At 67.9% G+C, this 25,464-nt stretch carries 31 protein-coding genes; 20 read left to right on the top strand and 11 right to left on the bottom strand.

The window, feature by feature from the left end:
- Positions 1-20: 20 nt before the first annotated feature.
- The 3 genes from ABE487_RS01500 to ABE487_RS01510 all read right to left on the bottom strand — a co-directional run bounded on the left by ABE487_RS01500 (position 21) and on the right by ABE487_RS01510 (position 2,059).
- A complete protein-coding gene (locus tag ABE487_RS01500) occupies positions 21-926 on the bottom strand; it encodes a hypothetical protein (protein ID WP_346450663.1) in 906 nt (301 codons plus the stop codon).
- Positions 927-1,009: 83 nt separating this feature from the next.
- Positions 1,010-1,687, bottom strand: a complete 678-nt coding sequence (locus ABE487_RS01505) for a hypothetical protein (RefSeq protein ID WP_346441840.1) — start codon at positions 1,685-1,687, stop codon at positions 1,010-1,012.
- 54 nt (positions 1,688-1,741) lie between these two features.
- Complete coding sequence (locus ABE487_RS01510; protein ID WP_346441839.1) at positions 1,742-2,059, bottom strand: hypothetical protein; 318 nt, start codon at positions 2,057-2,059, stop codon at positions 1,742-1,744.
- A 229-nt stretch (positions 2,060-2,288) separates the two neighbouring features.
- Between ABE487_RS01510 and sctU the strand changes: the two genes are divergently transcribed.
- Positions 2,289-3,494: a type III secretion system export apparatus subunit SctU gene (sctU, locus tag ABE487_RS01515; protein WP_346441838.1), complete on the top strand. Its 1,206-nt coding sequence runs from the start codon at positions 2,289-2,291 to the stop codon at positions 3,492-3,494.
- Between the two features lie 27 nt (positions 3,495-3,521).
- On the opposite strand, the gene sctT is transcribed toward sctU, so the two are convergent.
- From sctT to ABE487_RS01545, 6 genes are read right to left on the bottom strand one after another with little or no spacing between them, the layout of a single operon-like run.
- Positions 3,522-4,307 (bottom strand): type III secretion system export apparatus subunit SctT, encoded by a 786-nt coding sequence (gene sctT / locus ABE487_RS01520; RefSeq protein ID WP_346441837.1) that lies wholly within the window; start codon positions 4,305-4,307, stop codon positions 3,522-3,524.
- Complete coding sequence (sctS, locus tag ABE487_RS01525; protein ID WP_047136761.1) at positions 4,307-4,573, bottom strand: type III secretion system export apparatus subunit SctS; 267 nt, start codon at positions 4,571-4,573, stop codon at positions 4,307-4,309. The genes sctT and sctS overlap by 1 nt, the downstream gene beginning before the upstream one ends.
- On the bottom strand, positions 4,573-5,562 hold the full coding sequence (locus tag ABE487_RS01530) for an EscR/YscR/HrcR family type III secretion system export apparatus protein (protein ID WP_346441836.1): 990 nt from the start codon (positions 5,560-5,562) through the stop codon (positions 4,573-4,575). Before ABE487_RS01530 ends, sctS begins: the two co-directional genes overlap by 1 nt.
- A 3-nt stretch (positions 5,563-5,565) precedes the next feature.
- A complete protein-coding gene (gene sctQ, locus ABE487_RS01535) occupies positions 5,566-6,618 on the bottom strand; it encodes a type III secretion system cytoplasmic ring protein SctQ (protein WP_346448587.1) in 1,053 nt (350 codons plus the stop codon).
- Complete coding sequence (locus tag ABE487_RS01540; RefSeq protein WP_183425283.1) at positions 6,611-7,210, bottom strand: response regulator; 600 nt, start codon at positions 7,208-7,210, stop codon at positions 6,611-6,613. Before ABE487_RS01540 ends, sctQ begins: the two co-directional genes overlap by 8 nt.
- A gap of 2 nt (positions 7,211-7,212) precedes the next feature.
- The gene (locus tag ABE487_RS01545; protein ID WP_346450665.1) at positions 7,213-8,316 is read right to left on the bottom strand and encodes an ATP-binding protein; all 1,104 of its coding nucleotides are present in this window, start codon (positions 8,314-8,316) and stop codon (positions 7,213-7,215) included.
- Between the two features lie 72 nt (positions 8,317-8,388).
- Between ABE487_RS01545 and ABE487_RS01550 the strand changes: the two genes are divergently transcribed.
- The 11 genes from ABE487_RS01550 to ABE487_RS01600 all read left to right on the top strand — a co-directional run bounded on the left by ABE487_RS01550 (position 8,389) and on the right by ABE487_RS01600 (position 18,025).
- Positions 8,389-8,832, top strand: a complete 444-nt coding sequence (locus ABE487_RS01550) for a flagellar biosynthetic protein FliO (protein ID WP_346450667.1) — start codon at positions 8,389-8,391, stop codon at positions 8,830-8,832.
- Positions 8,833-9,089: 257 nt separating this feature from the next.
- The gene (gene sctV, locus ABE487_RS01555; protein WP_346450668.1) at positions 9,090-11,147 is read left to right on the top strand and encodes a type III secretion system export apparatus subunit SctV; all 2,058 of its coding nucleotides are present in this window, start codon (positions 9,090-9,092) and stop codon (positions 11,145-11,147) included.
- Between the two features lie 87 nt (positions 11,148-11,234).
- On the top strand, positions 11,235-12,494 hold the full coding sequence (locus tag ABE487_RS01560; RefSeq protein WP_346441831.1) for an FHA domain-containing protein: 1,260 nt from the start codon (positions 11,235-11,237) through the stop codon (positions 12,492-12,494).
- Positions 12,495-12,560: 66 nt separating this feature from the next.
- Positions 12,561-12,896, top strand: a complete 336-nt coding sequence (locus tag ABE487_RS01565; RefSeq protein ID WP_183425288.1) for a hypothetical protein — start codon at positions 12,561-12,563, stop codon at positions 12,894-12,896.
- Between the two features lie 33 nt (positions 12,897-12,929).
- Positions 12,930-13,349, top strand: a complete 420-nt coding sequence (locus ABE487_RS01570; protein ID WP_346450669.1) for a hypothetical protein — start codon at positions 12,930-12,932, stop codon at positions 13,347-13,349.
- Between the two features lie 13 nt (positions 13,350-13,362).
- Positions 13,363-14,142: a type III secretion inner membrane ring lipoprotein SctJ gene (gene sctJ / locus ABE487_RS01575; protein ID WP_346448589.1), complete on the top strand. Its 780-nt coding sequence runs from the start codon at positions 13,363-13,365 to the stop codon at positions 14,140-14,142.
- A gap of 2 nt (positions 14,143-14,144) precedes the next feature.
- Complete coding sequence (locus tag ABE487_RS01580) at positions 14,145-14,765, top strand: hypothetical protein (RefSeq protein WP_346448591.1); 621 nt, start codon at positions 14,145-14,147, stop codon at positions 14,763-14,765.
- Positions 14,766-14,797: 32 nt separating this feature from the next.
- On the top strand, positions 14,798-15,463 hold the full coding sequence (locus tag ABE487_RS01585; RefSeq protein ID WP_346450671.1) for a FliH/SctL family protein: 666 nt from the start codon (positions 14,798-14,800) through the stop codon (positions 15,461-15,463).
- A complete protein-coding gene (locus ABE487_RS01590) occupies positions 15,460-16,818 on the top strand; it encodes a FliI/YscN family ATPase (protein ID WP_346450673.1) in 1,359 nt (452 codons plus the stop codon). Before ABE487_RS01585 ends, ABE487_RS01590 begins: the two co-directional genes overlap by 4 nt.
- Entirely contained in the window at positions 16,815-17,297 is a 483-nt protein-coding gene (locus ABE487_RS01595; protein WP_346450674.1) for a hypothetical protein, read from the top strand. Before ABE487_RS01590 ends, ABE487_RS01595 begins: the two co-directional genes overlap by 4 nt.
- A gap of 20 nt (positions 17,298-17,317) precedes the next feature.
- Positions 17,318-18,025: a hypothetical protein gene (locus ABE487_RS01600; RefSeq protein ID WP_346450676.1), complete on the top strand. Its 708-nt coding sequence runs from the start codon at positions 17,318-17,320 to the stop codon at positions 18,023-18,025.
- Positions 18,026-18,061: 36 nt separating this feature from the next.
- On the opposite strand, the gene ABE487_RS01605 is transcribed toward ABE487_RS01600, so the two are convergent.
- Positions 18,062-18,745 (bottom strand): GNAT family N-acetyltransferase, encoded by a 684-nt coding sequence (locus ABE487_RS01605; protein ID WP_346450678.1) that lies wholly within the window; start codon positions 18,743-18,745, stop codon positions 18,062-18,064.
- Between the two features lie 235 nt (positions 18,746-18,980).
- On the opposite strand from ABE487_RS01605, the gene ABE487_RS01610 reads away from it, so the two are divergent.
- The 8 genes from ABE487_RS01610 (at position 18,981) to ABE487_RS01645 (ending at position 23,535) form a co-directional block, all read left to right on the top strand.
- On the top strand, positions 18,981-19,205 hold the full coding sequence (locus tag ABE487_RS01610; protein ID WP_346441822.1) for a hypothetical protein: 225 nt from the start codon (positions 18,981-18,983) through the stop codon (positions 19,203-19,205).
- A 3-nt stretch (positions 19,206-19,208) separates the two neighbouring features.
- Positions 19,209-19,511, top strand: a complete 303-nt coding sequence (locus ABE487_RS01615) for a hypothetical protein (protein ID WP_346450679.1) — start codon at positions 19,209-19,211, stop codon at positions 19,509-19,511.
- A gap of 149 nt (positions 19,512-19,660) precedes the next feature.
- Positions 19,661-20,164, top strand: a complete 504-nt coding sequence (locus ABE487_RS01620) for a hypothetical protein (RefSeq protein ID WP_346450681.1) — start codon at positions 19,661-19,663, stop codon at positions 20,162-20,164.
- A 147-nt stretch (positions 20,165-20,311) separates the two neighbouring features.
- On the top strand, positions 20,312-20,698 hold the full coding sequence (locus tag ABE487_RS01625) for a hypothetical protein (protein ID WP_346450682.1): 387 nt from the start codon (positions 20,312-20,314) through the stop codon (positions 20,696-20,698).
- A 122-nt stretch (positions 20,699-20,820) separates the two neighbouring features.
- Positions 20,821-21,174: a hypothetical protein gene (locus ABE487_RS01630; RefSeq protein ID WP_346450683.1), complete on the top strand. Its 354-nt coding sequence runs from the start codon at positions 20,821-20,823 to the stop codon at positions 21,172-21,174.
- 11 nt (positions 21,175-21,185) lie between these two features.
- Positions 21,186-21,857: a hypothetical protein gene (locus ABE487_RS01635; RefSeq protein ID WP_346450685.1), complete on the top strand. Its 672-nt coding sequence runs from the start codon at positions 21,186-21,188 to the stop codon at positions 21,855-21,857.
- Between the two features lie 147 nt (positions 21,858-22,004).
- Complete coding sequence (locus ABE487_RS01640) at positions 22,005-22,703, top strand: DUF6683 family protein (protein WP_346450687.1); 699 nt, start codon at positions 22,005-22,007, stop codon at positions 22,701-22,703.
- 169 nt (positions 22,704-22,872) lie between these two features.
- Positions 22,873-23,535 (top strand): hypothetical protein, encoded by a 663-nt coding sequence (locus ABE487_RS01645; protein WP_346450689.1) that lies wholly within the window; start codon positions 22,873-22,875, stop codon positions 23,533-23,535.
- Positions 23,536-23,622: 87 nt separating this feature from the next.
- Here ABE487_RS01645 and ABE487_RS01650 read toward each other — a convergent pair whose 3' ends face one another.
- Positions 23,623-25,245: a hypothetical protein gene (locus tag ABE487_RS01650; protein WP_346450691.1), complete on the bottom strand. Its 1,623-nt coding sequence runs from the start codon at positions 25,243-25,245 to the stop codon at positions 23,623-23,625.
- Between the last annotated feature and the right edge of the window lie 219 nt (positions 25,246-25,464).

A 25,464-nucleotide genomic window follows, 5' to 3' on the forward strand; every position in this document is an offset into this window, starting at 1 on the left:
GCGGCCCCGTGCGGCGGACGTCAGGGGGCCGGCGGGGGGGCGGCCGCGGCGCGGGCGTGGCGCAGGAAGTCGGCCACGTACCAGCGTCCGTCCACACGCTCGACGCCGATCTCGGCATCGATCGAACGGCCCTGGAGCAGGTAGCGCAGCCGCACCCGCGCCTGGTCGCCGGTCTGCGAGGCCAGCGTCGGCTCGACGCTGTCGAAGCTCGCATCCAGATCCAGGCCGTAGGCGCGCAATTGCTGCTTGCCGGCCTCGAACACCGGCGACAGGCGGCGCAGCCCGGCCGCCATGCCGGCCCGGCCGAGCGCGGCGTCGCTGTCGAGCGCAGTGCGCCGGACCGCAGTGGCGAGCGCTTCGACGGTCAGCTGGGCGAGGGCGCGGTCGGCCAGCGGCGCCTGGGCCGCCCACTCACCGGTGGCTGCGACCAGTTGCGTGTAATGCCGACGTTCGTCGTCGCTGAATCCCGGCGACTGGGTCAGGTACTGGGTCGCGAACACAGCCAAAGCCCGTGCCGTCGAGCGCAGTTCGCCTTCGGCGCCGGCGAACTGCCGATCGAAGGTCGCCAGCAGCGCACGCTCGGCGTCCGGCGCGTGCAGCGCGGCCAGCGCTGCGGGAATCTGGCCCGACAGCGGCAACTCCGACAGCGGCCACCGGGTGCGGTCCTCGCGCCAGGCCTGCTCGAGCGCCGGCGCCAGATCGGCCGGCAGCGCATCGCGGGCGAACGCGGCCAGATCCCCGTCGCGCAGGTGTCCGGTCAGGCGCGTGACCGCCTCGACCGGTGTCGCGCCGCCGGTCGGCGCTGGTGCGGTGTCGGGCGCGGGCCGGTCGCAGCCGCCCAGCCACAGCAGCAGCGGCAACAGGGCCGTGCACCCACGATGCGGGCGCCGGCGGGGCCGGCGGCGGGTCGGCGCGTGCGCATGCATCCGGCGATTCTCCTCGGCCCCGTCAGGCCGGCCATCCTGCAATGGCCGGGTCGCTCACGACAAGTCAGACGTCCTGACCGCGCTCACAGATCGTGCGTGACCCAGCCGCGTGGGGTGTCGGCCGCCGCGGCATCGAGCGCGGCCTGGGCGATCTCGTCGGGCGTGCGTCCGGCGCGCCAGGCCGCGGCGATCGCGGCCAGCCGCTCGCGCGTGGCGCGGGTGTAGGCGCCTTCCAGTTCGTTCTGGGCATCGGCGGCGAGCTTCTGCGGATACAGCGTGCGCGCATCCTCGCTGCGGTTGAGCAGCGCGATCATCCCGGCCAGGCTCTTGCGGAAAGTCTGCGCCGACAGCGCGGTGCGTTGGGTCCGCTGCAGGTGCCAGACTGTCAGGTACTCCACCGGCCCGAGCAGGCGGCGCGGGGTGCCGCCGAAGAACTGGCCGGAGAACGCGCTGGCCGCGACCGGGCCGCTGGCATCGGGCAGGCGGGTCGCGCCCCACGAACTCAGCGCGCCGCCCGGCAGGTCCATGCGGCGCAGAGCCGTTCCGAAAGTGTCGGCAACCAGGCGCTGCGCGTGGCTGTCGTCGCTTTCGGCGACCACCTCCAGCAGGCGCAGGAACAGCGGATAGCGGTCCTCGCCCAGGCGCCGTGCCAGGCGCTTGAGCACGGTCAGCCGGTACTCGGGATCGGGATGCGTGGCGAGCGCCGAGACCAGGCGGTCGGCGGCAGTACGCAGGGATTGCGCGGAGGGCACGGCGTTCATCGGGTTGCAGCCAGCAAGGACGACGGCACTCTAGCGCGTCGTGCGCGCGCCGCCCTAGCCGAGCGCGTCGAGGATCGCGTCGGTCCCGTGGTCGGCGGCGGCGGCCAGGTCCATGCCGGCAAGACGGCCTTCGAGCGCGCGATCGCCGGCGAACAGCCGCGATCCGGCCGGGACGTCGTTCCAGGCGACGGCATTGAGCATGTCCTCGCCCGGATCGGCCTGCGGACCGCGGGCTGCGAGCGCGCTGTCAGCCTCGACCAGACCGACCAGGCCGCTGCCATCGGGCTGGCGCAGGTCGTCGAACGCGACCTGGCTGCCCAGCCGTTCGAGGCTGGCGGCGGTGAAGCCGGTGTTGGAGGAGATACCGCTCATACCGTGTCCGCTCGGGTCCGTGGAGGCCGCTCATGGCGACGATGGCGCGACTGTAACGCCGGTGCCACATGCGGGCTATCTCGGGCTGGCCCTAGGGGGGTGCCCGATGGCCGACGGCCGGCGGCTTCAACATGAATGCACGATGGCCGGCGCCCCGTTTGCGCCTGGCCCGCGCACTGCGCGCTGCATGCTAGCCTCAGACCCCCGTGATGCGCCGGTGCAGGCCCGCATGGCAGAGCAGAACGAAGGCGCCGACAAAACCGAAAAACCGACCAGCAAGAAGCTCAAGGACGCCCGCAAGGAAGGCAATGTCAGCAAGAGCCGGGAACTGACCAGCACCGTGCTGGTGATGGGCTGGCTGGTCGGCGGTTGGCTGTTGATGGGCTTCATGTTCCGGCGCGTGCGCGGCCTGTTCGAGCAGGCGCTGGAGGTCATGAACCAGCCGTTCGACATCGCGCTGCGCACCGTCGTGCCGCTGGCCGCGCAGGCCTTCGTGTCGATGACCCTGCCGCTGCTGCTGATGGCGGTGCTGCTGGGCCTGCTGGTGGAGTTCCTGCAGGTCGGGCCGGTGGCCTCGATGAAGAAGGTCACGCCGGACCTGGCCAAGATGAACCCGGTCAGCGGCATCAAGAAGATGTTCTCGATGGACAATCTCGTCGAGCTGGTCAAGTCGCTGTTCAAGAGCGCGGCGCTGATCGCCATCGGCGGCTTCGTGCTGTGGGGCATGATCCCCAACCTGCTGCACCTGCCGTTCGCGCAGCCGGCCGCGATCGGCAGCGCGATCTGGCACGCGCTCAAGTGGATCGGCATCTGGACGATCTTCGTGTTCTTCTTCGTCTCCGCGCTCGATGCCTCGTACCAGAAGTACTCCTACATCAAGAAGCTGCGCATGAGCCGGCGCGACATCAAGCAGGAGGTCAAGGAGAACGAAGGCGACCCCTACGTCAAACAGCGGCGCAAGCAGTTGCACCAGGAGTGGTCGCAGCAGAACATGCTCAATGCCGTCCGCGGATCGAGCGTCGTCGTGACCAATCCCACCCATATCGCCGTCGCCCTGCAATACGAGCAGGGCACCGACGACCTGCCGCTGGTCGTGGCCAAGGGCGAGGGCCACATGGCCGAGGAGATCCGGCGGGTGGCCGAGGAGTCGGGGGTGCCGATCCTGCAGAACGTGCCGCTGGCACGCGGCCTCAATGCGCGCGTGGAGATTGACGACTACATCGGCAACGAGTTCTTCGAGGCGGTCGCCCAGGTGCTGTACTGGGCCGAGGGCATGCGCTCGGGCGAGTCGCGCCCCGAGCCGCCGGAGTTCGTGCCGCCCGAGGACATGCGCGAGGAGATCGGCCTTGTCGACGCATCCGCACCGGCGCCGCCGCTGGCCGACGATCCCTCGGTCGCCGAGCGATTCGAGGATCCGCGCGATCCGATGCGCTAGTGGGCATCCGTCGCCGGTTCGCCCCGTCTATCCCCCGAACGCGCTCTTCAAGGCGTTCACCAGGCCGCTGTTGTCGACCAGTCGGCGCATCACGATCTCGACGAACACGCCGAGCATCAGCAGGATGATCGCCGTCGCCAGCCAGGCCTTGATCGGCATCGTCAGCGCGAACACGTTGAGCTGCGGCGCATAGCGGTTGACCAGGCCGAACGACAGGTCGATGACCAGCAGGATCACCATCGCCGGGGCGGCGAGCAGCAGCATCGCCGTCATCAGGTAACTGAACTGCCCGACGAACAAGGCCATGCCGCTGAGCCGGATGTCGGGAAAGAAACTCATGACCGGCCACACGGTGTAGCTGGTCATCAGCAGGTCGAGGAACACCAGGAATGCGCCGCTGGCCATGAACAGCCACGACGAGAGCTGCGACAGGAACTCGCCGTGCAGCGAGGTCTGGTGGCCCTGGATCGGATCGAAGATCTGCGCCATCGACATGCCCACCTGGGTGTCGATGATCGTGCCGGCCGAACTGATCGCCCAGAACACGATGCCGTAGCAGAAGCCGATCGAGATGCCGATGAAGGTTTCCTTGAGCACGATCGCCGACCAGTGCGCGGTGCCCGCGGCCTCGATCGGCGGCGCACCGGCCAGCGCGATCGGGATCGCCACGATCGCCAGGCTGACCATGAAGCTGTTGCGCACCATCGCCGGCACCGTTTCGGTGGTCAGCAGCGGCAGCATCAAAAACGCCCCGGCCACGCGCGGCAGCGTCAGCGCGAGCGCCAGCAGCGGGTTCTGCGCAAAGTCGAACATCAGCGCCGGACGAGGCCGGGGAAGTCGAGGAAAATGCGGTCGGCGAACACGTACAGCGTGCCGCCGATCAGCGATCCGGTCACGAACAGCATGATGACCACGGTCAGAAATTTCAGCGCGTAGGGGAACGTCTGCTCCTGCAGCTGCGTGGCCGCCTGCAGGAACGCGACCACCAGGCCGATCAGCGCCGCGGCCGCGACCGGCGGTCCCGACAGCAGCAGCACCAGCCACAGCGCTTCCTTGGTGAACTCCAGGACGTCGCCCATCAGGTCGTTCCGTAAGTGAGCACGAGGCCGTGCACGAGCTTGGCCCAGCCGTCGATCAGCACGAACAGCAGCAGCTTGAACGGCAGCGACACGGTCGTGGGCGAGAGCATCATCATGCCCAGCGCGAGCAGGATGTTGGCCACCACCAGGTCGATGATCAAAAACGGCAGGAAGATCAGGAAGCCGATCTGGAACGCGGCGGTGAGTTCGCTGACGGTGAAGGCCGGCACGACGACGATGAAGTCGTCCGGGGTCAGGTCGCCGCGGCGCTCGGCCGGCAGCATGCGCTGCACGCTGCGCAGGAAGAACGCGCGCTCGGCATCGCTCGAATGCTGGATCAGGAACGTGCGCAGCGGCTCCTTGCCGGCGTCGATCATCGTCAGCAGCCGGTTGGTGTCGAACGCACCGCTCGCCGCCGGTGCCGCGCTCGGCGTGGCCGGCTGGGTGATCTCTTCGGCCAATGCCGGCAATGCCGGCTCGCGCGCTTCGGGCGGGTCGTTGCTCGAGCCGCCACGCACCGCGCTGAACATCGGATCGGGCGCCGGGCCGGTCTCGCCGCGGGCCTGGGCTTCGGCGGCCAGGCCGTCGGCCGCGGCCGGGCTGGTCGCCGTTGCCTCAGCCTGCGGCGGGGCGGTCGTCGCCGCGGGCCGGACCTCGATCGCGCGACCCTCGCGTATGGCCTGCTGCTGGGCGCGCGCCTCGATCTGGCGCTGCACCGAGACCGGCGGCGGACGGCCTTCGAGCCGCGCCTCGACGGCGGCGTTGACGTCGAGGATCACCGGGTACATCACATAGATCGACAGCACGATCGCCAGGCCGTTGATGACCACGTTCGGCGGCACCTGCTGCAGCCCGAGCGCGTTGCGCAGCAGGCTCAGCACCACCACGATCTTGGTGAAGGAGGTCACCATCACCGCCACGAACGGCGCCAGCGCCAAGCTGACCACCGTCACCAGGACGAGGGCGGGCGAGAACGTGCTGAAGTCCATGCCTCAGCTCCAGGACAGCAGGCGCACGCCGAGCGTGTCGCCGACCGCGACCAGTTCCCCTTGGCCGGCGATACGGCCGTTGGCGCGGATCGTCACGTTCGCGCCTTCCAGGTGCGCGGGCAGGGCGAACACGTAGCCCGGCTGCAGGCCGGCGACGTCCCCCAGCCGCAGCTCGACCTTGCCCAGTTCGAACGCCACCTCCACCGGCAGGCGGCTGGCCGGGTCCTCGACGGGCGCGGGCGCCTCGGCGGCGGGCGTGTCGGGGGCGTCGGGGGCGTCGGTGTCACTCATCGGGGCACTCTCCTGGAATCGGGGTTGGGGGCTCGGGGGGCCATCGATCCGCCAGCCTTCGGCGCCGGGCCGGATCGGCCAGCGCATGCCGACGGCATCGGCATGCAGCGTCGGCTGGCGGGTCGACCCGACGATCACCACGTCGCCAGGACGCAGGTTGCGCAGATCGGCGGCGGTCAGTGGCGGGCCAGCCAGCGCCAGCGACACGACGGCCGGCAGCTGGCGCCAGTGGCCGGTATCGGCGGCTGCGGTATCGATCGCCGCGTCGCGGCCGAGCGCGGCCGTGAGCCAGTCGACGCTCGCGCGCAGGCTCCCGGTCAGCAACGCGCCATCGTCGGCGCGCAGTTCGAAGTCGACCCAGACCACATCGACGGCCGGTGCCGGCGGCGGGTCGGGCAGCGGCAGCAATGAGGTGCCCAGCGCCTCGCTCAGACGCACCAGCGCGGTTTCGTGCGCCAGGCTCCAGGCGAGCACGCGTGCGCGCCCCTGGTGGTCCTGCCAGCGCAGCGCATCGTCGTCGTCGGCCGCAGGCATTGCGCTCAGGCGCAGGCCCACCCGGCTGCCGTCGGCATCGAGCTCGAACACGCTCGCCGGATCGCCCGGGCGGCCTTCGCGCAGGACCAGCGTGCCGGCGGTCGACGGCCACTGCCGGCGCCGGCGGTGCAGCGCGCGCAGTGCCTGCGCCTGGGCCGTGGTCAGCTGGGGAATGCGCTCGCGCAGCGAGGTCGCGTTGCGGGAGCGCGCCGATGCGCCCGAGTCAGCCATGTCCAAGCGCCACCTTCATCAGTTCGGGCAACGAGCGTACGCCCAGTTTGCTCATCATGTTCGCGCGATGCAGTTCCACGGTCTTGATGCTGATGCCCAGGATGTCGGCGATGATCTTGTTCGGCTTGCTGGCCACCACCAGGTCGAGCACCTGGCGCTCGCGCGGGCTCAGTTTCGCCAGGGCCTCGCCCTGGGGTGCCCCCGCCTGGCGGCGTTCGCGGCGCAGCGCATGACCGATCGCCTCGACCAGCGCCTCGTCGCTGAAGGGCTTTTCGAGGAAGTTCGATGCGCCCTTGCGCATCGCCTCGACCGCCAGCGGCACGTCGCCGTGCGCGGTCACGAAGATCAGCGGCAGCGAGGAGCCGCGCCGCAGCAGTTCGTCCTGCAACTGCAGGCCGCTCATCTCGGGCATGCGGATGTCCGACACCAGGCACTCGTCGTCGCCGTGGCGGGTGCTGTCGAACACAGTCAGAAAGGCGGCGGCGGACGCGAATGCCCGCACCTCGAAGTTCGCCGTCTCCAGCAGCCAGGCCGTGGAGTCGCGGAAGCCATCGTTGTCGTCGACCAGATAGACGCAAGGCGTGCCGGGCATCGCTAGATCCTCCTGTCGGGCGTGGGCAGCGTGAAACCGAACACGCTGCCGCCGCCATCCCTGGCCTCGAAGAATAGCCGCCCTTCGTGGTATTCGATGATCGACCGGCAGATCGCCAGGCCAATGCCCAGGCCATCGGACTTGGTGGTGTAGAACGGCGAGAACAGTTGCTCGCTCTGTGCCGGGCTCAGGCCCGGACCGCGGTCGCAGACCCGGACCTCGATCTCGTCGTCCAGATTGACCCGGGCCTCGATCCGCAGGCCGCGCTGCGCGGCGGGCACCTCGCGCATGGCCTCGATCGCGTTCTTGACCAGGTTCAGCAGCACCTGCTCGATCATCACCCGGTCGGCGTAGACCGGCGGCAGCGAGGCCGGCAGCGCCAGTTCCACGCGCAACTGCTGGCGCTCGGCCTCCAGCCGCAGCAGCTCGAGCACGGTATCGACGATCAGCGGCAGCTCCTGGGCGTCGCGGCGCGGCTCGCGAGCGCGGACGAACTCACGCACACGTGCGATCACCGCGCTCGCATGCTCGGCCTGGGTCCGCGCGGCCTGCAATGCGCGCTCGACCTGGACCGGGCCGCCGGCCTGGCCGACCAGCCGCAGGCTGCCGTTGAGGTAGTTCACGATCGCCGCCAGCGGCTGGTTGAGTTCGTGTGCGAGCGTGGCGGCCATCTCGCCGACCGACATCATCCTGGAGGTGAAGAGCAGCTTTTCCTGCTGCGACTTGTGCGAATCCAGCGTTTCGATGCGTTCGCTGATGTCGACGGCAGTCAATAACGACAGTGCCTGGTCGCCGCAGTCGAGATCGCGCCAGTGCAGCGCATACCAGCGGCCGCTGTGCGGCGCGCGTACTTCCTCGCCGCGCGCCTCGCCGGTCAGGTCGCCATACAGGCTGGCGAGCAGCGCATCGCGCTGGCCGTGGCCGGGCAGCGCGCCCAGGTCGGCCGAGAAGCGCGGATTGGCGGCCACCAGCGCGCCGCTGCGCCGGTCGAAGGCGGCGCAGGCGAACGGTACGGCCGCCAGCACGGCGGCCAGTGCTTCGGATTGCGCACCGCGCCCGGTCGATTGGGAGCGGGAGGCGCGCGCCGGGCCAGGTGCCCGTGTCATGCGGCGGCGGCAGTCCGCACGGCGCTGATACCGTAGGCCGGCACCGCTCCGGTGCGCACTCGCCCAGATGCCATGACCCGTGCCGCCTGCCTGTCCCGTTTCTCTGCATTGTGCCGGGCACCCGGCTTGCTGGCCGTCGCTTGGTTGCCGGGATGGGCGGCAGCTGCGCCAGCGGCGCCCGCGGCACCGGCCAGCGATTCATTCGTCGGCGAAATGCTGGCCATCGTGTTGCCTTTGGTCTTCATCATCGCTGGCCTGTTGTTGCTGCTGCGGCTGCTGCGCCGCCGCTATGGATTGTCGGGAGGGGACACGCCGTTGACGGTGGTGCAGATCCTGCCGGTCGGCCCCCGGGAACGGCTGGTGGTGGTCCGGTCGCGCGCCGGCCGGGCATTTGCCATCGGTGTCGGCGGTCAATCCGTGACGTTCGTCACCGATCTGGACGCCGATGACTTGGCACCAGCCAACGAGGCGACAACGCGTACGGACGCGCGCTTCAATATCGCTGGCGATCGTTAAGCCTGCGTGACGCCAGGCGTCACCCGGTCCGCCGGGCCCGCCGCGACCTTCACATTGCCTGCGCCCGGCCTTGCGACACGCTTGCAACATCCGGTTGACCACTTCCTAACATCGGTAGGGTATCGTACAAGGGCAAAAAGTGACGCACGAGGTCAGGGGCAGATGCGCCGAATGAAGTCCAGCTTGCGCGGAGTGCGGAATTGCGCGGTGCCCGCGTCGCGGCGCGTGCCCGCGATCCAATGCCAGGGAGTGGCGGCATGAAGGCCCTGTTCGCCACCCTGACCGGCGCACCGGCCGGCGCCGCGCCCCGCGGCAAGTTCGGCTACAGCGACGTCATCCTGGCGTTCGCGGCGGTCACCATCATCAGCGTGATGATCCTGCCGCTGCCGCTGGTGATCATCGACATGCTGGTGGCGGTGAACATCTCGATCGGCTTCGGCCTGTTGCTGCTGGGCATCTACATCCCGACGCCGGTCGCGTTCTCCAGCTTCCCCAGCGTGCTGCTGCTGACCACCCTGTTCCGGCTGGCGATCTCGATCGCGATCACCCGGTCGATCCTGCTGCACGCCGAAGGCGGCCACATCGTCGAGACATTCGGCACGCTGGTCGCCGGCGGCAATCTGGTCGTGGGCATGGTGGTGTTCTTGATCATCACCGTCGTGCAGTTCATCGTCATCGCCAAGGGCGCCGAGCGCGTGGCCGAAGTCGCGGCGCGCTTCACGCTGGACGCGATGCCCGGCAAGCAGCTGTCGATCGACTCCGATCTGCGCGCCGGCCTGATCGACAAGGACGAGGCGCGCCGCAAGCGTCGCCTGCTCGAGACCGAGAGCCAGCTGCACGGCTCGCTCGATGGCGCGATGAAGTTCGTCAAGGGCGATGCGATCGCCGGCATCGTCATCATCCTGATCAATCTGCTCGGCGGCCTGGCCATCGGCGTACTGCAGAAGGGCATGCCGCTGGCCGAGGCCACGCATGTCTACAGCATCCTGACGATCGGCGACGGCCTGGTCTCGCAGATCCCGGCGATTCTCGCCACGATCGCCGCCGGCCTCGTCGTCACCCGCACCACTGGCGAGATCGACGATCGCCACCTGGGCGACGCGATCACCCGCCAGGTGTCCGGACAGCCGCGCGTGCTGCTGATCACCGGCATCCTGGCCTTGCTGATGACGCTGGTGCCTGGATTCCCGTGGGGCGTCTTCCTGGTGCTGGGCGTCGGCCTGCTGACCTTGAGCGCCTGGCGCTATCGGCATCAGTTCGAGCTGTTGCGCCGCGCGTTCCGGGTCAGCGAGGACGAGGTCGTCGCCGAAGCGCAGCAGGCAACCGAGCGTGACGATCTCGCGCCGCCCGCGCCGCTGCAACTGCAGGTCTCGCCTGCGCTCGCGCAGGCACTGGGTGGGCACAATCTCGAGGTGCGCATCGCCGAGACCGCGCAGCGCTTGCGCGAAGAATACGGCGTGCCGGTGCCGGTGCCCTCGATGCGCATCGTGCCGACTCTGGCCGACGACGAGTACCGCTTGACCGCATTCGGCGCGCGGATCGCGACCGGGCGTCTGCGCACCGACGCCTGGCTGCAGCCGCAGCCGGCGAGCGCTGCCGGCGCGGCGAAACAGCCCGGTTTCTATCCGGCGATCATCGCCGGCGAGTGGACACAGGCGCAGGCCGACGGCGCCCAGGCGCCGATCGACGTGCTCGGCCACCATGCCGATGCGGCGATCCGCCGGCGCATGGGGGGGTTTCTGGGCATCCAGGAAACATCGAACCTGTTCGCGCGCATGCAGCGCGACTATCCCGATCTGGTCAAGGAAATGCTGCGTGTGGTCGCGCCGCAGCGTGTGGCCGATGTGCTGCGGCGGCTGTCGGAAGAAGGCGTGCCGATCCGCAACCTGCGCGATGCCTTCGAGGCGATCACGGATGTCGGGGGTCGCGAAAAAGATGTGGTGCTGTTGACCGAGTACGTGCGCGTCGCGCTCAAACGCGAAATCGCCGACCGCTATTCAGACGACGAGCGCACGCTGCATGTACTGTTGATCCATCCCGAACTGGAAGACAAGCTGCGGCAATCGGTCCGCGTGGCGGGTGGTGCCAGCCAGCTTGCGATATCTCCGGAACTGGCCGGTCGGCTCGGCAACGAGGTGCGTGCGCACCTGGGCCGGCAAGCGCCCGGCGTCAGACCGGTGCTGTTGTGTTCGCTGGACGTGCGCAGGCATCTGCGCAAGCTCATGGAGGTCGATTTCTTCGACCTGCCGGTGCTCTCGTACCAGGAACTGGCGCCGGACCTGCGCATCGTGCAGGCGGGGCAGATCAATGCGTGACCATGTCGTATCAAACCGGGGCGCATGCCGCCGGGCCGCACGGATGTTCGCGGTGCCGCGCGCAGCGTACGCCAAGCGAGGACAGTCATGACGCAACGCAACGACAATCCGGCGCGGCCCGTGCATCAGGTGCTGCGCATCGTCGACGGCCTGCATGCCGGCGCAAGCCGCGTGCTCGGTGCCGAGGAAATGATACTGGTGGGCAGTGGCGAGGATTGCGACATCGTCCTCGCAGACGACGGCGTGGCCAGCCACCATGCGCTGGTGACGCTGGTCGGCGGCCGCTTCCTGGTCCGCGCGCTCGACGCGCCGGTCCAGGTCGGCGCCACCCAGGTCGAGCCCGGCGATCCGGTTGAACTGGCCACGGTGCAGCCCGTGCGGCTGGGCGAGGCCGCAATCGCGTTCGGCCGCGAGGACGACCCGGACTGGGACGGCTTTGTGACCGTCTTCGCGCCGCCCGACGAGGTCGCGCCGCGGCGCTCGGGCTTCGTTCGCCGTCTGCCGCTGATCGCCGGCATCGCCGCACTGTCGCTCGCTTCGCTGGCGATCTTCGCCGCAGTGCTGCCGGGTTCGCAGACCACGGTCGATCCGCGCGATCGGCTCGACGCACTGCTCCAGGAGCATCGTGTGATGAATCCGGGGATCTCCGATGGCGTCGATGGGCGGCCGTCGGTGACCGGCGCGGTCGACAGCGCGGCGACGCTCGAGCGGCTGCGCGCGCAACTCCAGGCTGAAGGCATCGCAGCTTCGCTGCAACTGCGCACTGGCGAGAACATCGCCGCCGACGTGGCCGAGATGTTCCGCGGGCACGGCATCCCGGTGAAGGCCCGCTACACCGGCAATGGCGATGTCGAAGTGGTCGGCGAGTTCGAGGACGGCGCCGAGATCGAGCGCCTGGCCCGCTCGCGGGCGGTCAGCGAAATCTCCGGCGTGGCCCGGATCCTGCCGCGGACGCCCGATGGCCAGGTGCCGCGCACCGCGCTGCAAGGGCAGGCGCCCGAGGAGCCCCCGCCGCACATCGTCTCGATCGTGCGCGGCGAGGACCCGCACTTGATCGCGTCCGATGGCCGGCGCTTCGTGCCCGGCGACGAACTGCCCGGCAAGGGGCGATTGATCTCCATCGGTGCGTCTGCCCACGTGCTCAACGCGCGCGGCGACCTGGTCAAGATCACCCCCGGCCCGGTGGCCACGCTCGACGACACCGCGACCGCATCGGCGCCGGCTGCCGAGCAGGTCGACCCGCGATTCGTGCAGGTCGTCGCCGGCGTCACCGCCGGTAGCCGCGGCGTGGTCGCGAGTACCCGCAACGGCGCGACCCAGGGCCGCCCGGCCGCCACCACCCAGTAACCCCCAGGCGCGCGTGCGCCGCGTTCGTTCCCTAAGCCCCCTTTTGCAGACGACAGGAGCCACGACATGACCACCATCTCCAACGACGCGATCGGCAACTTCATCGGTCGCGCATCGATGCACAACGATCAGAACACCCTGCGCGGCACCCGCACCGGCGGCGCTGGCGGCGGTAGCTCGAGCTGGTACGAGGCGATGTCGCGCGCATGGGGGCAGACCCTCGACGCACAGGCCACGCGCATCACCAACCTGTCGGACGTGATCGGCCAGGGCGGCGACCAACCGTCGAACGTCGTCGCACTCACCGCCGAGAGCCTGCGCATGCAGTTCCTGTCCAACAACGCCTCGACCTCGCAGAACAGCGTCGGCCAGGCCCTCGAGACGCTGGGTCGCAAGCAGTAAGCGACACGCGCCCATAGCTCTAAGGAGATCATCATGGTGGACGCAATCCAGGCCGTCGGCATCGAGCCCGCGGCACAGGGGGCAGGCGCACCGGGCGGTGGACAGCCGGTCGCCGATGCCTATGAAGTCAACCAGTTCGCCGAGGCGATGAACCGCGCCGGCGGCAGTCCCTCGGCCGCCAATGTAACGCCCGACGTCGCCAGCGTCGGCGCGTCCGAGCCATCGCAGGGCATGCGGATGCTGATGTCGGCGGTCGACAACCTCAATGGCGGTGCCGAAAGCATCAACTCGCTGGCCAAGACCATGACCCAGAACACCGGGGAGCTGACGCCTGGCCAGGTCATCGAGATGACGATGAAGTCGCACCACTTCCTGTTCCAGTGCGAAATGACATCGAACGTCGCCAACCGCACGTCCGACGGCATCCAGCAGCTGTTCCGCCAGCAGTCCTGACGAGGTGACCTGGATGCGTCTTTCCAACCGTAATCGATGGTCGGGCTGGCTGCTGGTGTTGCTGGCGTGCCTGGTGCTCGCCGGCTGCGGCGGCAGCCCGTTGTACAGCGCGCTCGAGGAGCGACAGGCCAACGAGATGATGGGCGCGTTGATCGGCTCGGGCATCCAGGCCAAGAAGAAGCCGTCGGCGACCAAGGTCGGTTGGGACGTCGTCGTGGCCGAAAGCGACATCCCGCAGGCGATGGCGGTGCTGGAAGCCCGGGGCCTGCCACGGCAGCACTATCAGAACCTCGGCGACATCTTCAAAAAGGAAGGCTTCGCCTCATCGGCCACCGATGAGCGCGGCCGCTACATCCACGGCCTGCAGCAGGAGATCTCGCACACCTTGAGCATGCTGCCGGGCGTGGCCAACGCGCGCGTGCACATCGCGCTGCCCGAGCGCGATCCGCTGGGCGGGTCGACCGGCAAGACCTCGGCGGCGGTGTGGATCTTCGAACAGCCCGGCGCCAGCGTCCGCGACCGCGAGGCCGACATCAAGATCGTGGTCAAGGACGGCGTCGAAGGCCTGACCGACATCAACCAGGTCTCGGTCAAGTTCGTCGCGATGCCGGCACCGCCGGAGGCCGGGCAGAGCGGTGGCACCGCGATGGCGCTGTCGGCGGTGAGTCCGCTGGCGATCGGCATCGCGGCGGCCGTGGTCGTGATCATCGCGCTGCTGCTCGCGTTCGGCGGCCGCCTGCGCGGGCGTAGCGCCGCGCCTGCCGAGCCGGCACCGAAGCGCTGGCAGGGCTGACCATGTCGCTGCGGGCGCTGCTGGCCGAGGTCCATCCGGCCTGGCATGAGGCCAGCGACGGCGGGCTCGATCCCGCTCTGCTGCGTCGCGCCTGCGACAGTGCACTGGGACGCCGGCTGCTGGCCGCCGCGCTTGCGGCGGGCCCGGCATCGCATCTGCTGGCCCCCTCGCCTGACGGTCCGGGCGCACTGATCGCGCGCTGGAGCCGGGCCCGCCTGGATGCGCTCCATCGCGATCTGGGTGTGCTCGCCTATGCGCCGGCAATCCGGGCGGAGATCGGACGCGAGCCGGTACGCCGGCTTAAGGCGGCGCTGGGCAGCAGCTATCTGCTCGCGCTCGATCGCAGCGTCTGGGACGCGAAGGTCAAGCCGGAGGTCCAGACACGGCTCGTCGAAGGCCTGCGCCATGCCCTGTCCGTGACCGACGGCGAGACGACGCTGCTGCGCACCTTCGCCCACCAGGGCCGGGCCGAACTCCAGGCCTGGGCCAGCCATCGCGACCCGGCGCTCGCGCAATGGGCGCGGTTACTCCACGCGCCCGAAGCACTGCCCTCTGCGCACCTGCCGGAAAAACCCGTGCTCGTGGTGCAGACCCATCACCAGAACCGCGCTGTCGCCGACTGAGCGGCGCCGACCACCGGAGTTTCGAACCCCCTATGCCGACCGCCGCTCCTCCTCAGCGCCACAAACCCGCGGGCAGCGCCGCTGTCTTCGAGCGCCGCCAGTTCCAGCGCGGCGTTGCCGGACCGATCGTCCGCGCGGCCGAGTGGCGATCGCTGGGCGAGCTCGATGCGCTGCTCGAGCGTGTCAACGCGCTTTACGACGAGGCGGGTGCAGAGGTCCAGAAGGCGCGCGAGCAGGGGTATGCAGAAGGCTTTTCCGAAGGCCTGGAGCGGGCCAAGCAGCAGATGACCGAGCAGCTCGCCTCGCTCAACGAGCGTCGCGCCCGCGTGCTGGCCGACGCCGCAGGGCGGATCGGCGATCTCGCCTGCGCGATCGTGCAGCGACTCGCCCCCGGTTTCGACGCCGCCGCCGTCGTGCCCGCCCTGGTGATGCAAGCGGTCGAATCGGCGCAGGCCGAGCAGTTTCTGATGATCCGCGTCCACCCCTCCGCGCGCGAGCGTGTCGGCGAGGGCCTGGGCGCGGTGCGCCAGGCGCACCCGGGCGTTGGCCTGATCGAACTGGTCGACGACGAAAGCCTCGACCCGTTGAGCTGCATCGTGGTCTCGGAGGCCGGCGAAGTCCGCGCCGGGGTCAGCCAGCAGATCGAGGCGATCCGCGCCGCGTTGGCACAGGCGAGCGCACACGTGGCCGCGCCATGACCGCCGATCTCGCCCTGTCGGCCCTCGATGCCGTCGGCGCGCCGTCGCCGGCGCACGATCCGCTGCTGCACGCGCTGGGCAAGGTGCAGGCGATCGAGCGCGTCGGCCGGGTCAGCGAGGCCTACGGTACGCTGATCAAGGCGACCGGGCTGCGCGCGGCGATCGGCGAGTTATGCCATCTGCGCAATCCCGGCGACAACCGGTTCGAACTGGCGGCCGAGGTCGTCGGCGTGTCGCGCCAGCACACCGTGCTCACCCCGCTGGGGCCGCTCGACGGCATCGCCGCGACGACCGAGGTCTATGCCTCCGGCCGCCAGGCGTCGGTGCCCGTCGGCGACGGCCTGCTCGGCCGCATCCTCGATGCCCACGGCACGCCGATCGATGACCTCGGGTCGATCGGTCCGACGGTCGATGCGCCGATCTATGCCGCCTCGCCCAATCCGCTGCGCCGGGCGTTGATCGAGCGTCCGTTCTCGACCGGCGTGCGTGCGATCGATACCGTCATGACTGCAGGCGAGGGCCAGCGCATCGGCATCTTCGCCGTGGCCGGCGGCGGCAAGAGCACATTGCTGGGCATGCTGGCCCGGGGCGGCGATGCCGACGTCAACGTGGTCGTGCTGGTCGGCGAGCGCGGCCGCGAGGTCAACGAATTCATCAACGACAACCTCGGCGCGGCCGGACTGGCCAAGTCGGTCATCGTCGTCGCCACGTCCGACCGTCCCGCGCTCGAGCGCAGTCGCGCCGCGTGGGTCGGCACCGCGGTCGCCGAGTATTTCCGCGACCAGGGCAAGCGCGTGCTGCTGCTGGTCGATTCGGTCACCCGGTTTGCGCGCGCGCTGCGCGACGTCGGCCTGGCGGTCGGCGAACCGCCGGCCCGGCGCGGCTTTCCGCCCTCGGTGTTCAGCGAACTGCCGAAGCTGTTCGAGCGCGCAGGCAACAACGACAAGGGCTCGATCACCGCGTTCTACACCGTGCTGGCCGAGGACGAGGACGGCGGCGATCCGATCGTCGAGGAAGTGCGCTCGATCCTCGACGGCCACATCGTGCTCTCGCGCAAACTGGCCGCCGCCTACCATTACCCCGCGATCGACGTGCTCACCAGCCTCAGCCGCACGATGCCGCGGGTCGTCGAGCAGCCGCACCTGCGCGCGGCCGGGCAGTTGCGCAAGCTGCTGGCCAAGCACCAGGACATCGAGCTGCTGGTGCAACTGGGCGAATACAAGCGCGGTAGCGATCCCGATGCCGACCTGGCGATCGAGAAGATCGGCGCGATTCGCGCCCTGCTGCAGCAGTCCGAACACGAATTGGTGCCGTTCGACACTTCGTCGGCGGCATTGCGGAAGTTGCTCGCATGAAACGCTATCCGCTGCAGACGCTGCTCCAGTTGCGCGCGCATCGCACCGAGGCGGCGCGCCGCGTGGTGCTGGACCGCCAGCGCGCATTGCAGCAGTGCCAGGAGGCCTGCCAGCGGATCGAGGGCGAGATCGACGACCTGCGCGCCTCGCGCGCGCAGCACCGTGCGCGGCTGCTCGACCCGCCGCCGAGCGGCGTGCCGTGGCCGGCGGCGATGACCCAGCGCGAGCTCTACATCGAACTGATCGGCGAACAGATCGTCGGCGCCCAGGCGCGTCTGGCCAAGGCCCAGGACGCGGTGCGCGAGGCCGAACAGGCCTTGCAGGCTGCACGCGATGCGTTCTTCCGCGCCAAGGCGCGCGAGGATGCGCTGGAGAAGCGGCGCGACGTGTGGCGCGGGGAACAACGCGGGTTGCAGGCGCGGCAGGAAGAGGCGACTGCCGAGGATCTGATGCAGGCACGCCATCTGGCGCGCCGCTAGCCAAGCTGTAGGAGACGACGATGACGATTCAACGCAACGATTCGACCTCCCGGCCCCCGGACCAGTCGGCGCGCAACCGTCAGGTCGACCGCCAGGCCAAGGCCGACCCGCGCGACGTCGCACCGCGCGAGCAGGTCGACCAGTTCCGCTCCTTGATGCAGCAGGCCAAGGGCGGTAGCACGGGCTTCGAGCAGGTCCCGATGCAGACCGGCGAGGGCCAGTCCGAGGAGATGCTGCTGGCCGAGCAGGCGAGCCGCCAGGAGGCGGCGAAGACCGGCCAGTCGGTGGCCGAGGTCCTGGTGGATGGACGTACGTTCCGGCAACAGCACGAATCCGGGATGTCGCAGCCCATGCCCGCCGAATCGGCGGCGATGCTGCAGGCGCAGATGGCGCTGCGCGACGGCGCCGCCGCGCCGCAGCCCTCCGCGGCCCCGGTGCCTGCCGATCCGGGGCAACTGCTCGACATGATGGAGCGCCATGTCCGCCAGCTCGCGGTCCACGATGCGCGCCAGTCCGGCGATGGCCAGGTGCTGTTGCGCATGTCCGATGCCACGCTGCCGGGCACCGATCTGCTGCTCACACGAGAGGGTGAGGGTTGGGTGCTGCGCGCCGACAGCCGCTCGCGTGAGAGCTTCGATGCCATCCGCGAAGCCGGTCCGCAACTGGCCCGCCGCTTCGCCGAGCGCAACCTCGGCACGCTGACCATCGATCCGCACTTTCACGGCTGACCCAGCGCCTTCGGTCGGCCATCGGGTCGCTGTGCATCACGGCGCCGACGGCTGCGCCGACGCGTCGCGCTGCGCGTCTGGCGCCACGCCCTCCCGGCGCGGACGCAGGCCGCGCCAGTCCTCGCGCCGCAGTTGGAACCGGCGCGCCGGCTTGCCGAAGTGCATGCCGGGATCGATCTCTTCAAATCCCAGCCGAAGCAACAGCGGCGGCACCGAGCGGTTGTCCGGCGCGCAGTGCGCCACCAAGTCTTCGAGCCCCATCCCGTCGAAGGCATGCGCACACAAGGCCGCGCCGCCCTCGATCGCGTAGCCGCGTCCCCACGCCGACGGCAACAATCGCACCCCGATCGAGACCTCACGCGTGGTACCCAACGGCACCAGCGAGAACATGCCGATGAATCGGTCACCGCGGTCGCCGGCGCGCCACAGGCCGAGGCCGGGTCGGTCGCGGTAGATGCGGTTGGCCCACACCACCAGTCCCATCGCGTCGTCGAGTGTGTCGAGGCGGTTGTCGAGCAGCAGGCGCGTCACCCGCTCCTCGCGGCCGAGCTGCAGCAGTTCGAGCACGTGCCGGAAGGCGAAGCCGCGCAACTGGATCCGGCGGCTGCGCAGCTGCACCTCGGCCGGATAATCGCGGCCATTGGCCGGCAGGTCGGCCTTGGAGAACTGTGGTAGCGCCTCTTCGGGCGGGGGGGCGGGATGCGGGTCGTGAGCGGACATCGTGGTCGCCGTTATAGCGCGAATGCGCCGGACTTAAATGGGGCAACGGTCACGTCAAGGGCGTGAACTAGGGCGGACCCTAGATGGGGTACGTCCCAGATGCGCGGTGTTTGATGCCGGCGCAGACTTGCCCTGCAGCCGCGATCGACCCACCGTTTCACAGGTCCTGACGCGCACGGTTTTCGTTGTACCTCTCAGTCATCATCATCATCATCATCGATAAAGGAGAAACATCATGTCAGGTGCCATTTCCGACGCCATCGGTTCTGTCATTGGGACTGCCCTGGGCGGCCCGCTGGGCGGCATTCTGGGCAACATGCTGGGCGATCTGATCGGCCAGCTCTTCAGCAGCGCGTTCGACAGCCTGTTCTCGTCGATGGGCCTGCCGCAGTCGGCGCAGGATGCCGTCAGCGATGGCTTCAAGGGCGGCTTCAACTTCAACTTCGGCGTGGGCAACTGATCCATGCAGTACGACCAGCAGGCCCAGCGCCAGGCATGGATCGACGGCCTCGCGCAGTTGCGTGAACAGGGCGCGATCACTGCCGACGACGAGACGGTGCTGATCCGGCACATGGACGAGCGTCTCGACGTCGTCCAGCAGGAGCTCAAGGCGCTCGTCCCCGAGTATGAGCGGCGCGCTGCGAGCGACGGCAGGGAGGCCGCCGACGCCTGGCTGGGAGCACAGGCTCGCGAAATGGGCGAGCGGGAAGGCGCCGATGCCAAGCGGATGGTCAACTCGCTCACTGCAGTCCAGGCTAGCGCCTGACCCTTGCTGCAGCGAAGAAGGCCGAGCGGGACGCCCGGCCTTCTTCGTTTCCAGCGAATGAGGATGCGCTATTGAAACTGCGGGTTCACAAGTTATACCCATCCTGAGGGGCAAGCTAACGAGCAAGGCGCCTCCCCGATGGATAGCCGATGCTGAACGATATGGCGTATGGAGAATTAGATATGTCGGATCTCAACGACCAACCTGGATTTTCCGAGGTCAAGGCGGAGTTGCTTGAGCGCTTCGAAAGGATGTTGAGGGCCGACCAGTCGGTTGATGCGGCAAGTCGCGAAGATTTGATTGATGCACTGAATCGCGCGATTGATGCTGGTCGAGAGCTGTCTCCGGGAAATGGAGATCTGGCAGGCGCCCTTGGCGACGGCCTGGGCGGCGCACAAGAGGCCTTGATCCAGCCCGGCCAACGTGCTGCCATAGATAGTGCTTTTCAGGTCCCTTTTGACGTCCTACAAAGTGACTCCGTGAAGCGAGCATTGGAGTTCGCTCGAATTGCGCGTTTGGAGGGCGAAAATGCAGCGCGTGACTGGCTTTCTAGGCAGAGTCGAAGCACTGAATCTGCTTCCTCATACGCTGCGGAGCCGGCTTTTCAAGGGTGGGCTTCCATTGGTGTGGCGCACAAGCTGGGTAATCGCTGAACGAACTGGACTACCTAGGGGACGCCCCAGTAGCGAACATGGTCATGCAGGCCCAATGTAGAGACGAAATTCGATTCGCGCCTTATCTAAGACGGCAGCGACGACCTACCCAGATTACCGCTTTCCAAATCGAAGGAGTAGATAAAGATGACAACTTTGACCGCGTCGGTGACGATCTCCGCCTCCGACCTTGCCAACCTCATCACCAACCATGGAATCGACAGTAAGGGGCGCTCGGACGCGACCTCCGGTGCTTCGGGTAAGTCCTGGCTTCTCGCTTTGGCCGGGGGCCTTGGCGAAATGCTAGGGGATCGAGCAGCAAAAATGGAAAAGCTGATGGAGAAGCTCAATGGGCTTAATGAGGATCTCGAGGGTCTCGAAGGAGAGGCGCGTGAGGAAAATACGCGCGAGTTCCAGAAAACCATGACTGAGTTCCAGGCTGAGTCGCAGATGTTCAGTATTATGTCGAATACCACCAGCACTGCATTGAAGGCCATCGGCGAGGGCATCACTTCCATCGCCAGGAAGCAGTAGTAGGCTTTAGTGGGGTTACTGTGGTACAGAGGGGGCTCGTAAGAGCCCCCTCCGTATTTAAGAACCAGGCACCTGTATAGAATGATGATATCTGCTCGTTTTGTTGATGAAGGAGAGCTAGCATGAAGATGCTTGTTTCCCTGTGCGGCATGATGTTCGCACTGAACAGTTGGGCGCAGGATGTTGTCGTCCCTCAAGTGACGACAGCGAGCCCGGGTGCATATGCTCAGCCGCTTCAGCTTGACACGGATCGATACAATCGCGAGCAGGCAAAGCGGCAGGGGCGACACCGATCATCCGGTCAGCAAGCTACAAGTGCCCAGCCTACACAAGCCGAGATTGATGCAGTCATGGCCAGGCTCGCGCCGGAGTATCGTCGTCGCGTGCAACGCGATGGCGAGCGTTCGGCGCTGGTTTGGCTTCGTCAGGCTGCGTTCGAGGCTGGGCGAGATGCTGCTTCCCAACGCCAACGCTGATGAGTCTACGCTTGAATAGCGAGCAGCTTCGAATAATGTTGGGCGCTCTTGCTGCTATCACTTTCATTTTGATCGTGGCCTGCTCCAAGCGTGCCATGGAAGTAGAGCTTAAAGATGGTGTCGGAGCAACGCCGACCTTGCCCGACAAAAATTTTCTCTCTGAGGATGAAAGATCAGTCGTAGAGTCGTCCTTTTCGCGTGGGCTTGGAAGCGAACGCGGAAGATTCTATTCAACTGAGTTGTTGTTCGTAGAGAGGTTCCCGGAGATTTCTGGCCTTGGCGCGCCTTGGCTGGAATCATTCGTCTTGTCCGGAGCGGCGGAGTCGGTGGCTAGAAACCGTTCCTCGGAACTTGGCCTTGAATTCGGCGCGAGTAGTCGAAATCACACGCTTTTGCTGGTGACCGCATGGGAAGTTGTGAGTGGAGAGGCTGTGGGAAGGGATGAGGCGCAAGCCGTTCTTCGGCAATTGGAGACGGAAAAGGAGCGATCCGATGCGCAGACGGACACCATCCACGCGTTGACCGCAGCCGTACTGCTTGAATCATCTTCGCGGGCGCAAGCATCTCAAGATGCTCGACAAGAGCTTTCGGCGTTGGTGCGCGAAGATTTTAAGAGCACGATCGGTGTTGACTTTGCTTCATTACAGATCGGTCGGAAAGGATTTTCCAAAAAAGATGGTTGAATTGCAGTCTTCCGGAGATCAAAAATAGGTTGCTGGCGGTAGTTTCGAATTCACAATGGTCTGCGCGACCCGCGCTTGAACATAGGCGAGAGTTGAATATTGGTAGGTGATTAGTTTGCTTGTTAAGTTTATTCCGCTGGAAAAATCATGATCTTCAGTTCAATTAAGTTAACTTTGCTTCGGTGGCGTCTAGGGGTTTTCGTTCTCCTCTGTATTGGAACAATTGCCTGTGCGCATGCCGCTGATGGCGACGCCGCCGTGCAACGTGCATTGCAGCAGGCGGTCTCTCGGCCGGCACCTGCGCAGGTCGATGCACAGGCCGTTCAGACCCTGTCGTTCCGGCGTGACCCGGCCATTAGCGCACGGGTGCAGCAGGAGACGATCCAGGCGTTTGGCCGCAACACGCAGCAGGTCGCCGATCTTGAAAAAGTGATCGGCTCAGGTGAGTTGCTGCGGCAGTTCGACGGCATTCTGCGGCGCTACGGGTATGACCCGACCAATCTCGGCGATGTGCTGGCCGCGCATCTTCTGATCTCTTGGGAGGTCGCCAATGACCGCGATTCGGCCAGGGTGCCGGATGGGCAACGCGCGGTGCGTCGTCAGTTGATCGGTCCCTTGGCCGCCGTGCCGCAGATCGCCGGCATGAGTGATGCGGCCAAGCAGGCACAGGCCGAGCGCACGGCATATCTCACGATGGTGTCGGCGCTGTCGTACCAAACGATGAAGCGCCAGGGCAATCGCGAGGCGCTGGCGACTCTGGCTTCGGGCGTGCGCAAGGGTCTGCAGGGCAATGGCATTGATCTGCAGCGCATCGAGTTGACCGACGATGGCCTGGTCGCGCGCTGAGCGCGGTGATGGTGAACGGCAGTTCCCCGATCGTCCCTGAGCAGTAAGCGGCGCGAGGTCAGCGAAGGTTGCGGGGTTACCCTCCTAGGCTTCGTCATTTCAGACATCTCATGCCGACCCCGGGGCCCAGTTGCTCGGGGCCGGTCTATGACTTTGAATCGAGGTCGTCATGGCACGGATGCAGCGCTTGTCTGGTGTGGGACTCATGGTGTTGTTTGTTTCCGCTTGCGGGGCAGCGGAGCCTGCGTTTCTCGCAACTGAGGATCCGTACGTGGGAACGCTTGAGGTGGAAGCGACGCCGGTTAACCGAGAATCTGCGATGCGGGCCTCGGGCCAGGGCAGCGTCGCGTTCAAAAGGTTGGGAGGTGATCGCGTTCAACTGATCGTGCATGGCGAGGTTGCGGGCGTGCCTGGACAGGACTCCGGTGCGGGCAACGCAGGCTTCATTGCCGATGGGCGTATGCGGCCGGATGGATGGCATGCCGAAGCCGGCGACATCCGCATCGATATCGACGCGCAGGGGCAGATCACGGGGGGCGGCACTGTGCAGCAGGATCGCTATGTGTTGTCCGGGCGTTTGACGGCGTCCCAGGGAACGCTCGTGGTGGCGATCGAGCAGGGTGCCGCGCGAATTTTGGGGCTGGGCACAGAGATTTCGAGTTTTCGCCTCACCTACGAACTCAAGCGACGGCAGGTCGAGAGTGACAGACCGCTTACCACGACGGGAAGTGGGCAAGACAGTTGTCCCCACGTCGTCTATCAGCCGCGCATGATTGCCAACATCGGTGGTGATGTGATGAGCACGGTGCAGGTTCCTGTGTGTACGCCTTGAACGGTGTCACGTCGATGTCGCGCAGGAATGTGCTGCAGCGTGCCGCAGTGCGCGGGGGTGAAACTGCCGGTCTCGTCGGCGGTGAGTCTATCGGCGGACGGGGCCGGCCGCGCCGCGTGCCGGGGCATTGAGCCGGCGGGCCAGCCACCACGCGCCGCAGGCGGCCGCCAGACCCGCGAACGCGAGTTCGCTGCTCCAGCGTCGCATCCCAGGGGCGGCGGGAATCTCGCCCATGCTCAGCAGCACGCTGACCAACACCAGGCCCAGGCAGCCGTAGGCGACCAGAGCCAGCGTCCAGAACAACCACTGCATCGCACGTGCGACCTCGGCCGGCAGATCATCCTGGGGGCGGATCAGTAGCCGCCGACCCTGGGCCAGCGCGACCATCCACTGGCCGATCTCGGCTTGGCCGATCTTGAGCCGGTTGCGGCGGCGCAGGCCCGGGCCGTCGGCGGTGTAGACGCCGGTGGCCGCCAGGTCGACGCGCGAAGGCCCGCCGCGCTCGCCGGCAGCCGGTGCTGTCGCCTGGGGATTGCCCGCGATCTGGGTGTTGCCGGCCACCTGTTGCGCGGCGGGCGCCTGGGTCGGCATGACCGCGGATGGCACGGCGGCCAGGGTCGTCCCGGCCGGCGCGTTGGCGATCGCGGGCTGCGTCGGGGGCGCGGCCTGCTGCGGTACGGCACTGCGGTCGGCGGCCGGATTGCTCGGAGGGGTGAATGCGGCCTCTGCCCGCTGCGGCTGCGCAGGCGGTGCCTGGGATGGCACAGGGAGCGGTGTGGATGCGGCTGGTGTCGACGCCGTCGCAGCTGGGGCCGTGGACGGTGGCAGGGGCGACGTCTGCGGCATCGAGGCTTGCTGGGCAAGTGTCTGCTGGGACGTGGGCGCGGTCGCCTGCTGCGCCAGCGCCGCCTGCGTGGCGGGCGCCTGGCCGGGGACCGCGGCCGGCAGCGCCGCTGTATTCGTCGCCGTGCCGGGAGGCCCGGTGGCAGGGGCCTGTGGCACGGCGTTGGTGAGTGCGCGTGCAACCTGGTTGGCCGCCGAGGCGAGTTGCGTCGGCAACGTCTGCGGTGTCGCGACCGGTGCGCCGCCGGGCTGCCCCGGTTGGAGCGCTGGCGGCGTCACCGTACCTGGGGACAGAAGTTGGCGGAGCGCATTCGCGGCGTTGCCCAGCAGGTTGCCCAGCGCCGGCAACAGGCCGGTCTGGCCCGGCGTGGGTGCGGGGGCGCCGGGGGTCGGCAGGTGCGGGACGTGGCCGCCATCGGGGCGGGCCGGTCCCGCCGGTCCCGGTAGGCCGCCACCGAGTCCAGGGCCGGCGGGGATGCCGCCGGGCGTGGGAATGTTGGGGCCGGCCGGATGGCCGCCATGCGCGTGACCGCCGGCCCACGCATTGTGGGCAGGGTGGCCGCCGGGCGGCGCAGGCAGCGGCGGGCCAATTGGCGGCGCTGGCGGGGTCGGGCCGCCTGGCGGTGTGGGCAGGGTCGGGCGCGCGTCCGCCACCGGCGCGCCGCCCTGCCCGGGCCGTGGGCCGTTCCCGAAGTTCACACCCGGAAACTGCTGATGGAAGAGCTGCGACGTCAGCCCCTTCATGGTGTTCGAAAGCGCGTTGCCGAGCTGCGGGCCGATACCGAATCCATTGCCGCCCGGCCCGTTGCCGAGCAGCCTGCCCAGGTCAGCTGAGGCGTGCTTGGGGATTTCACTGATCAGCGACACGACGAGGCCTCGGGCGGCGTGACCCGGTCCACGAAGCGGAGCCGGACCTCCCGAAGGTAGTCGAACGCTGTTCCGCTCACACCCTGGGGGCAACCCCAGGGTGCGAACGCCTGTCGGGCCGGGGGCGCTGCATCTCGGCGGCCTTGCGGGGCGCAATGCCGACACCTGCGCGGGCCAGGCAAAAAAAGGGAGACCCTTAGGTCTCCCTGAACCGGACGA

The organism is Luteimonas sp. TWI596 (assembly GCF_039674105.1).
GTDB lineage: Bacteria > Pseudomonadota > Gammaproteobacteria > Xanthomonadales > Xanthomonadaceae > Luteimonas.

What these genes read in the sequence shown, in the direction of transcription:
- ABE487_RS01500 (WP_346450663.1), bottom strand. Translation starts at nt 926, where the DNA reads ATGCATGCGCACGCGCCGACCCGCCGCCGGCCCCGCCGGCGCCCGCAT.
- ABE487_RS01505 (WP_346441840.1), bottom strand. Translation starts at nt 1,687, where the DNA reads ATGAACGCCGTGCCCTCCGCGCAATCCCTGCGTACTGCCGCCGACCGC.
- ABE487_RS01510 (WP_346441839.1), bottom strand. Translation starts at nt 2,059, where the DNA reads ATGAGCGGTATCTCCTCCAACACCGGCTTCACCGCCGCCAGCCTCGAA.
- sctU (WP_346441838.1), top strand. Translation starts at nt 2,289, where the DNA reads ATGGCAGAGCAGAACGAAGGCGCCGACAAAACCGAAAAACCGACCAGC.
- sctT (WP_346441837.1), bottom strand. Translation starts at nt 4,307, where the DNA reads ATGTTCGACTTTGCGCAGAACCCGCTGCTGGCGCTCGCGCTGACGCTG.
- sctS (WP_047136761.1), bottom strand. Translation starts at nt 4,573, where the DNA reads ATGGGCGACGTCCTGGAGTTCACCAAGGAAGCGCTGTGGCTGGTGCTG.
- ABE487_RS01530 (WP_346441836.1), bottom strand. Translation starts at nt 5,562, where the DNA reads ATGGACTTCAGCACGTTCTCGCCCGCCCTCGTCCTGGTGACGGTGGTC.
- sctQ (WP_346448587.1), bottom strand. Translation starts at nt 6,618, where the DNA reads ATGGCTGACTCGGGCGCATCGGCGCGCTCCCGCAACGCGACCTCGCTG.
- ABE487_RS01540 (WP_183425283.1), bottom strand. Translation starts at nt 7,210, where the DNA reads ATGCCCGGCACGCCTTGCGTCTATCTGGTCGACGACAACGATGGCTTC.
- ABE487_RS01545 (WP_346450665.1), bottom strand. Translation starts at nt 8,316, where the DNA reads ATGACACGGGCACCTGGCCCGGCGCGCGCCTCCCGCTCCCAATCGACC.
- ABE487_RS01550 (WP_346450667.1), top strand. Translation starts at nt 8,389, where the DNA reads ATGACCCGTGCCGCCTGCCTGTCCCGTTTCTCTGCATTGTGCCGGGCA.
- sctV (WP_346450668.1), top strand. Translation starts at nt 9,090, where the DNA reads ATGAAGGCCCTGTTCGCCACCCTGACCGGCGCACCGGCCGGCGCCGCG.
- ABE487_RS01560 (WP_346441831.1), top strand. Translation starts at nt 11,235, where the DNA reads ATGACGCAACGCAACGACAATCCGGCGCGGCCCGTGCATCAGGTGCTG.
- ABE487_RS01565 (WP_183425288.1), top strand. Translation starts at nt 12,561, where the DNA reads ATGACCACCATCTCCAACGACGCGATCGGCAACTTCATCGGTCGCGCA.
- ABE487_RS01570 (WP_346450669.1), top strand. Translation starts at nt 12,930, where the DNA reads ATGGTGGACGCAATCCAGGCCGTCGGCATCGAGCCCGCGGCACAGGGG.
- sctJ (WP_346448589.1), top strand. Translation starts at nt 13,363, where the DNA reads ATGCGTCTTTCCAACCGTAATCGATGGTCGGGCTGGCTGCTGGTGTTG.
- ABE487_RS01580 (WP_346448591.1), top strand. Translation starts at nt 14,145, where the DNA reads ATGTCGCTGCGGGCGCTGCTGGCCGAGGTCCATCCGGCCTGGCATGAG.
- ABE487_RS01585 (WP_346450671.1), top strand. Translation starts at nt 14,798, where the DNA reads ATGCCGACCGCCGCTCCTCCTCAGCGCCACAAACCCGCGGGCAGCGCC.
- ABE487_RS01590 (WP_346450673.1), top strand. Translation starts at nt 15,460, where the DNA reads ATGACCGCCGATCTCGCCCTGTCGGCCCTCGATGCCGTCGGCGCGCCG.
- ABE487_RS01595 (WP_346450674.1), top strand. Translation starts at nt 16,815, where the DNA reads ATGAAACGCTATCCGCTGCAGACGCTGCTCCAGTTGCGCGCGCATCGC.
- ABE487_RS01600 (WP_346450676.1), top strand. Translation starts at nt 17,318, where the DNA reads ATGACGATTCAACGCAACGATTCGACCTCCCGGCCCCCGGACCAGTCG.
- ABE487_RS01605 (WP_346450678.1), bottom strand. Translation starts at nt 18,745, where the DNA reads ATGTCCGCTCACGACCCGCATCCCGCCCCCCCGCCCGAAGAGGCGCTA.
- ABE487_RS01610 (WP_346441822.1), top strand. Translation starts at nt 18,981, where the DNA reads ATGTCAGGTGCCATTTCCGACGCCATCGGTTCTGTCATTGGGACTGCC.
- ABE487_RS01615 (WP_346450679.1), top strand. Translation starts at nt 19,209, where the DNA reads ATGCAGTACGACCAGCAGGCCCAGCGCCAGGCATGGATCGACGGCCTC.
- ABE487_RS01620 (WP_346450681.1), top strand. Translation starts at nt 19,661, where the DNA reads ATGCTGAACGATATGGCGTATGGAGAATTAGATATGTCGGATCTCAAC.
- ABE487_RS01625 (WP_346450682.1), top strand. Translation starts at nt 20,312, where the DNA reads ATGACAACTTTGACCGCGTCGGTGACGATCTCCGCCTCCGACCTTGCC.
- ABE487_RS01630 (WP_346450683.1), top strand. Translation starts at nt 20,821, where the DNA reads ATGAAGATGCTTGTTTCCCTGTGCGGCATGATGTTCGCACTGAACAGT.
- ABE487_RS01640 (WP_346450687.1), top strand. Translation starts at nt 22,005, where the DNA reads ATGATCTTCAGTTCAATTAAGTTAACTTTGCTTCGGTGGCGTCTAGGG.
- ABE487_RS01645 (WP_346450689.1), top strand. Translation starts at nt 22,873, where the DNA reads ATGGCACGGATGCAGCGCTTGTCTGGTGTGGGACTCATGGTGTTGTTT.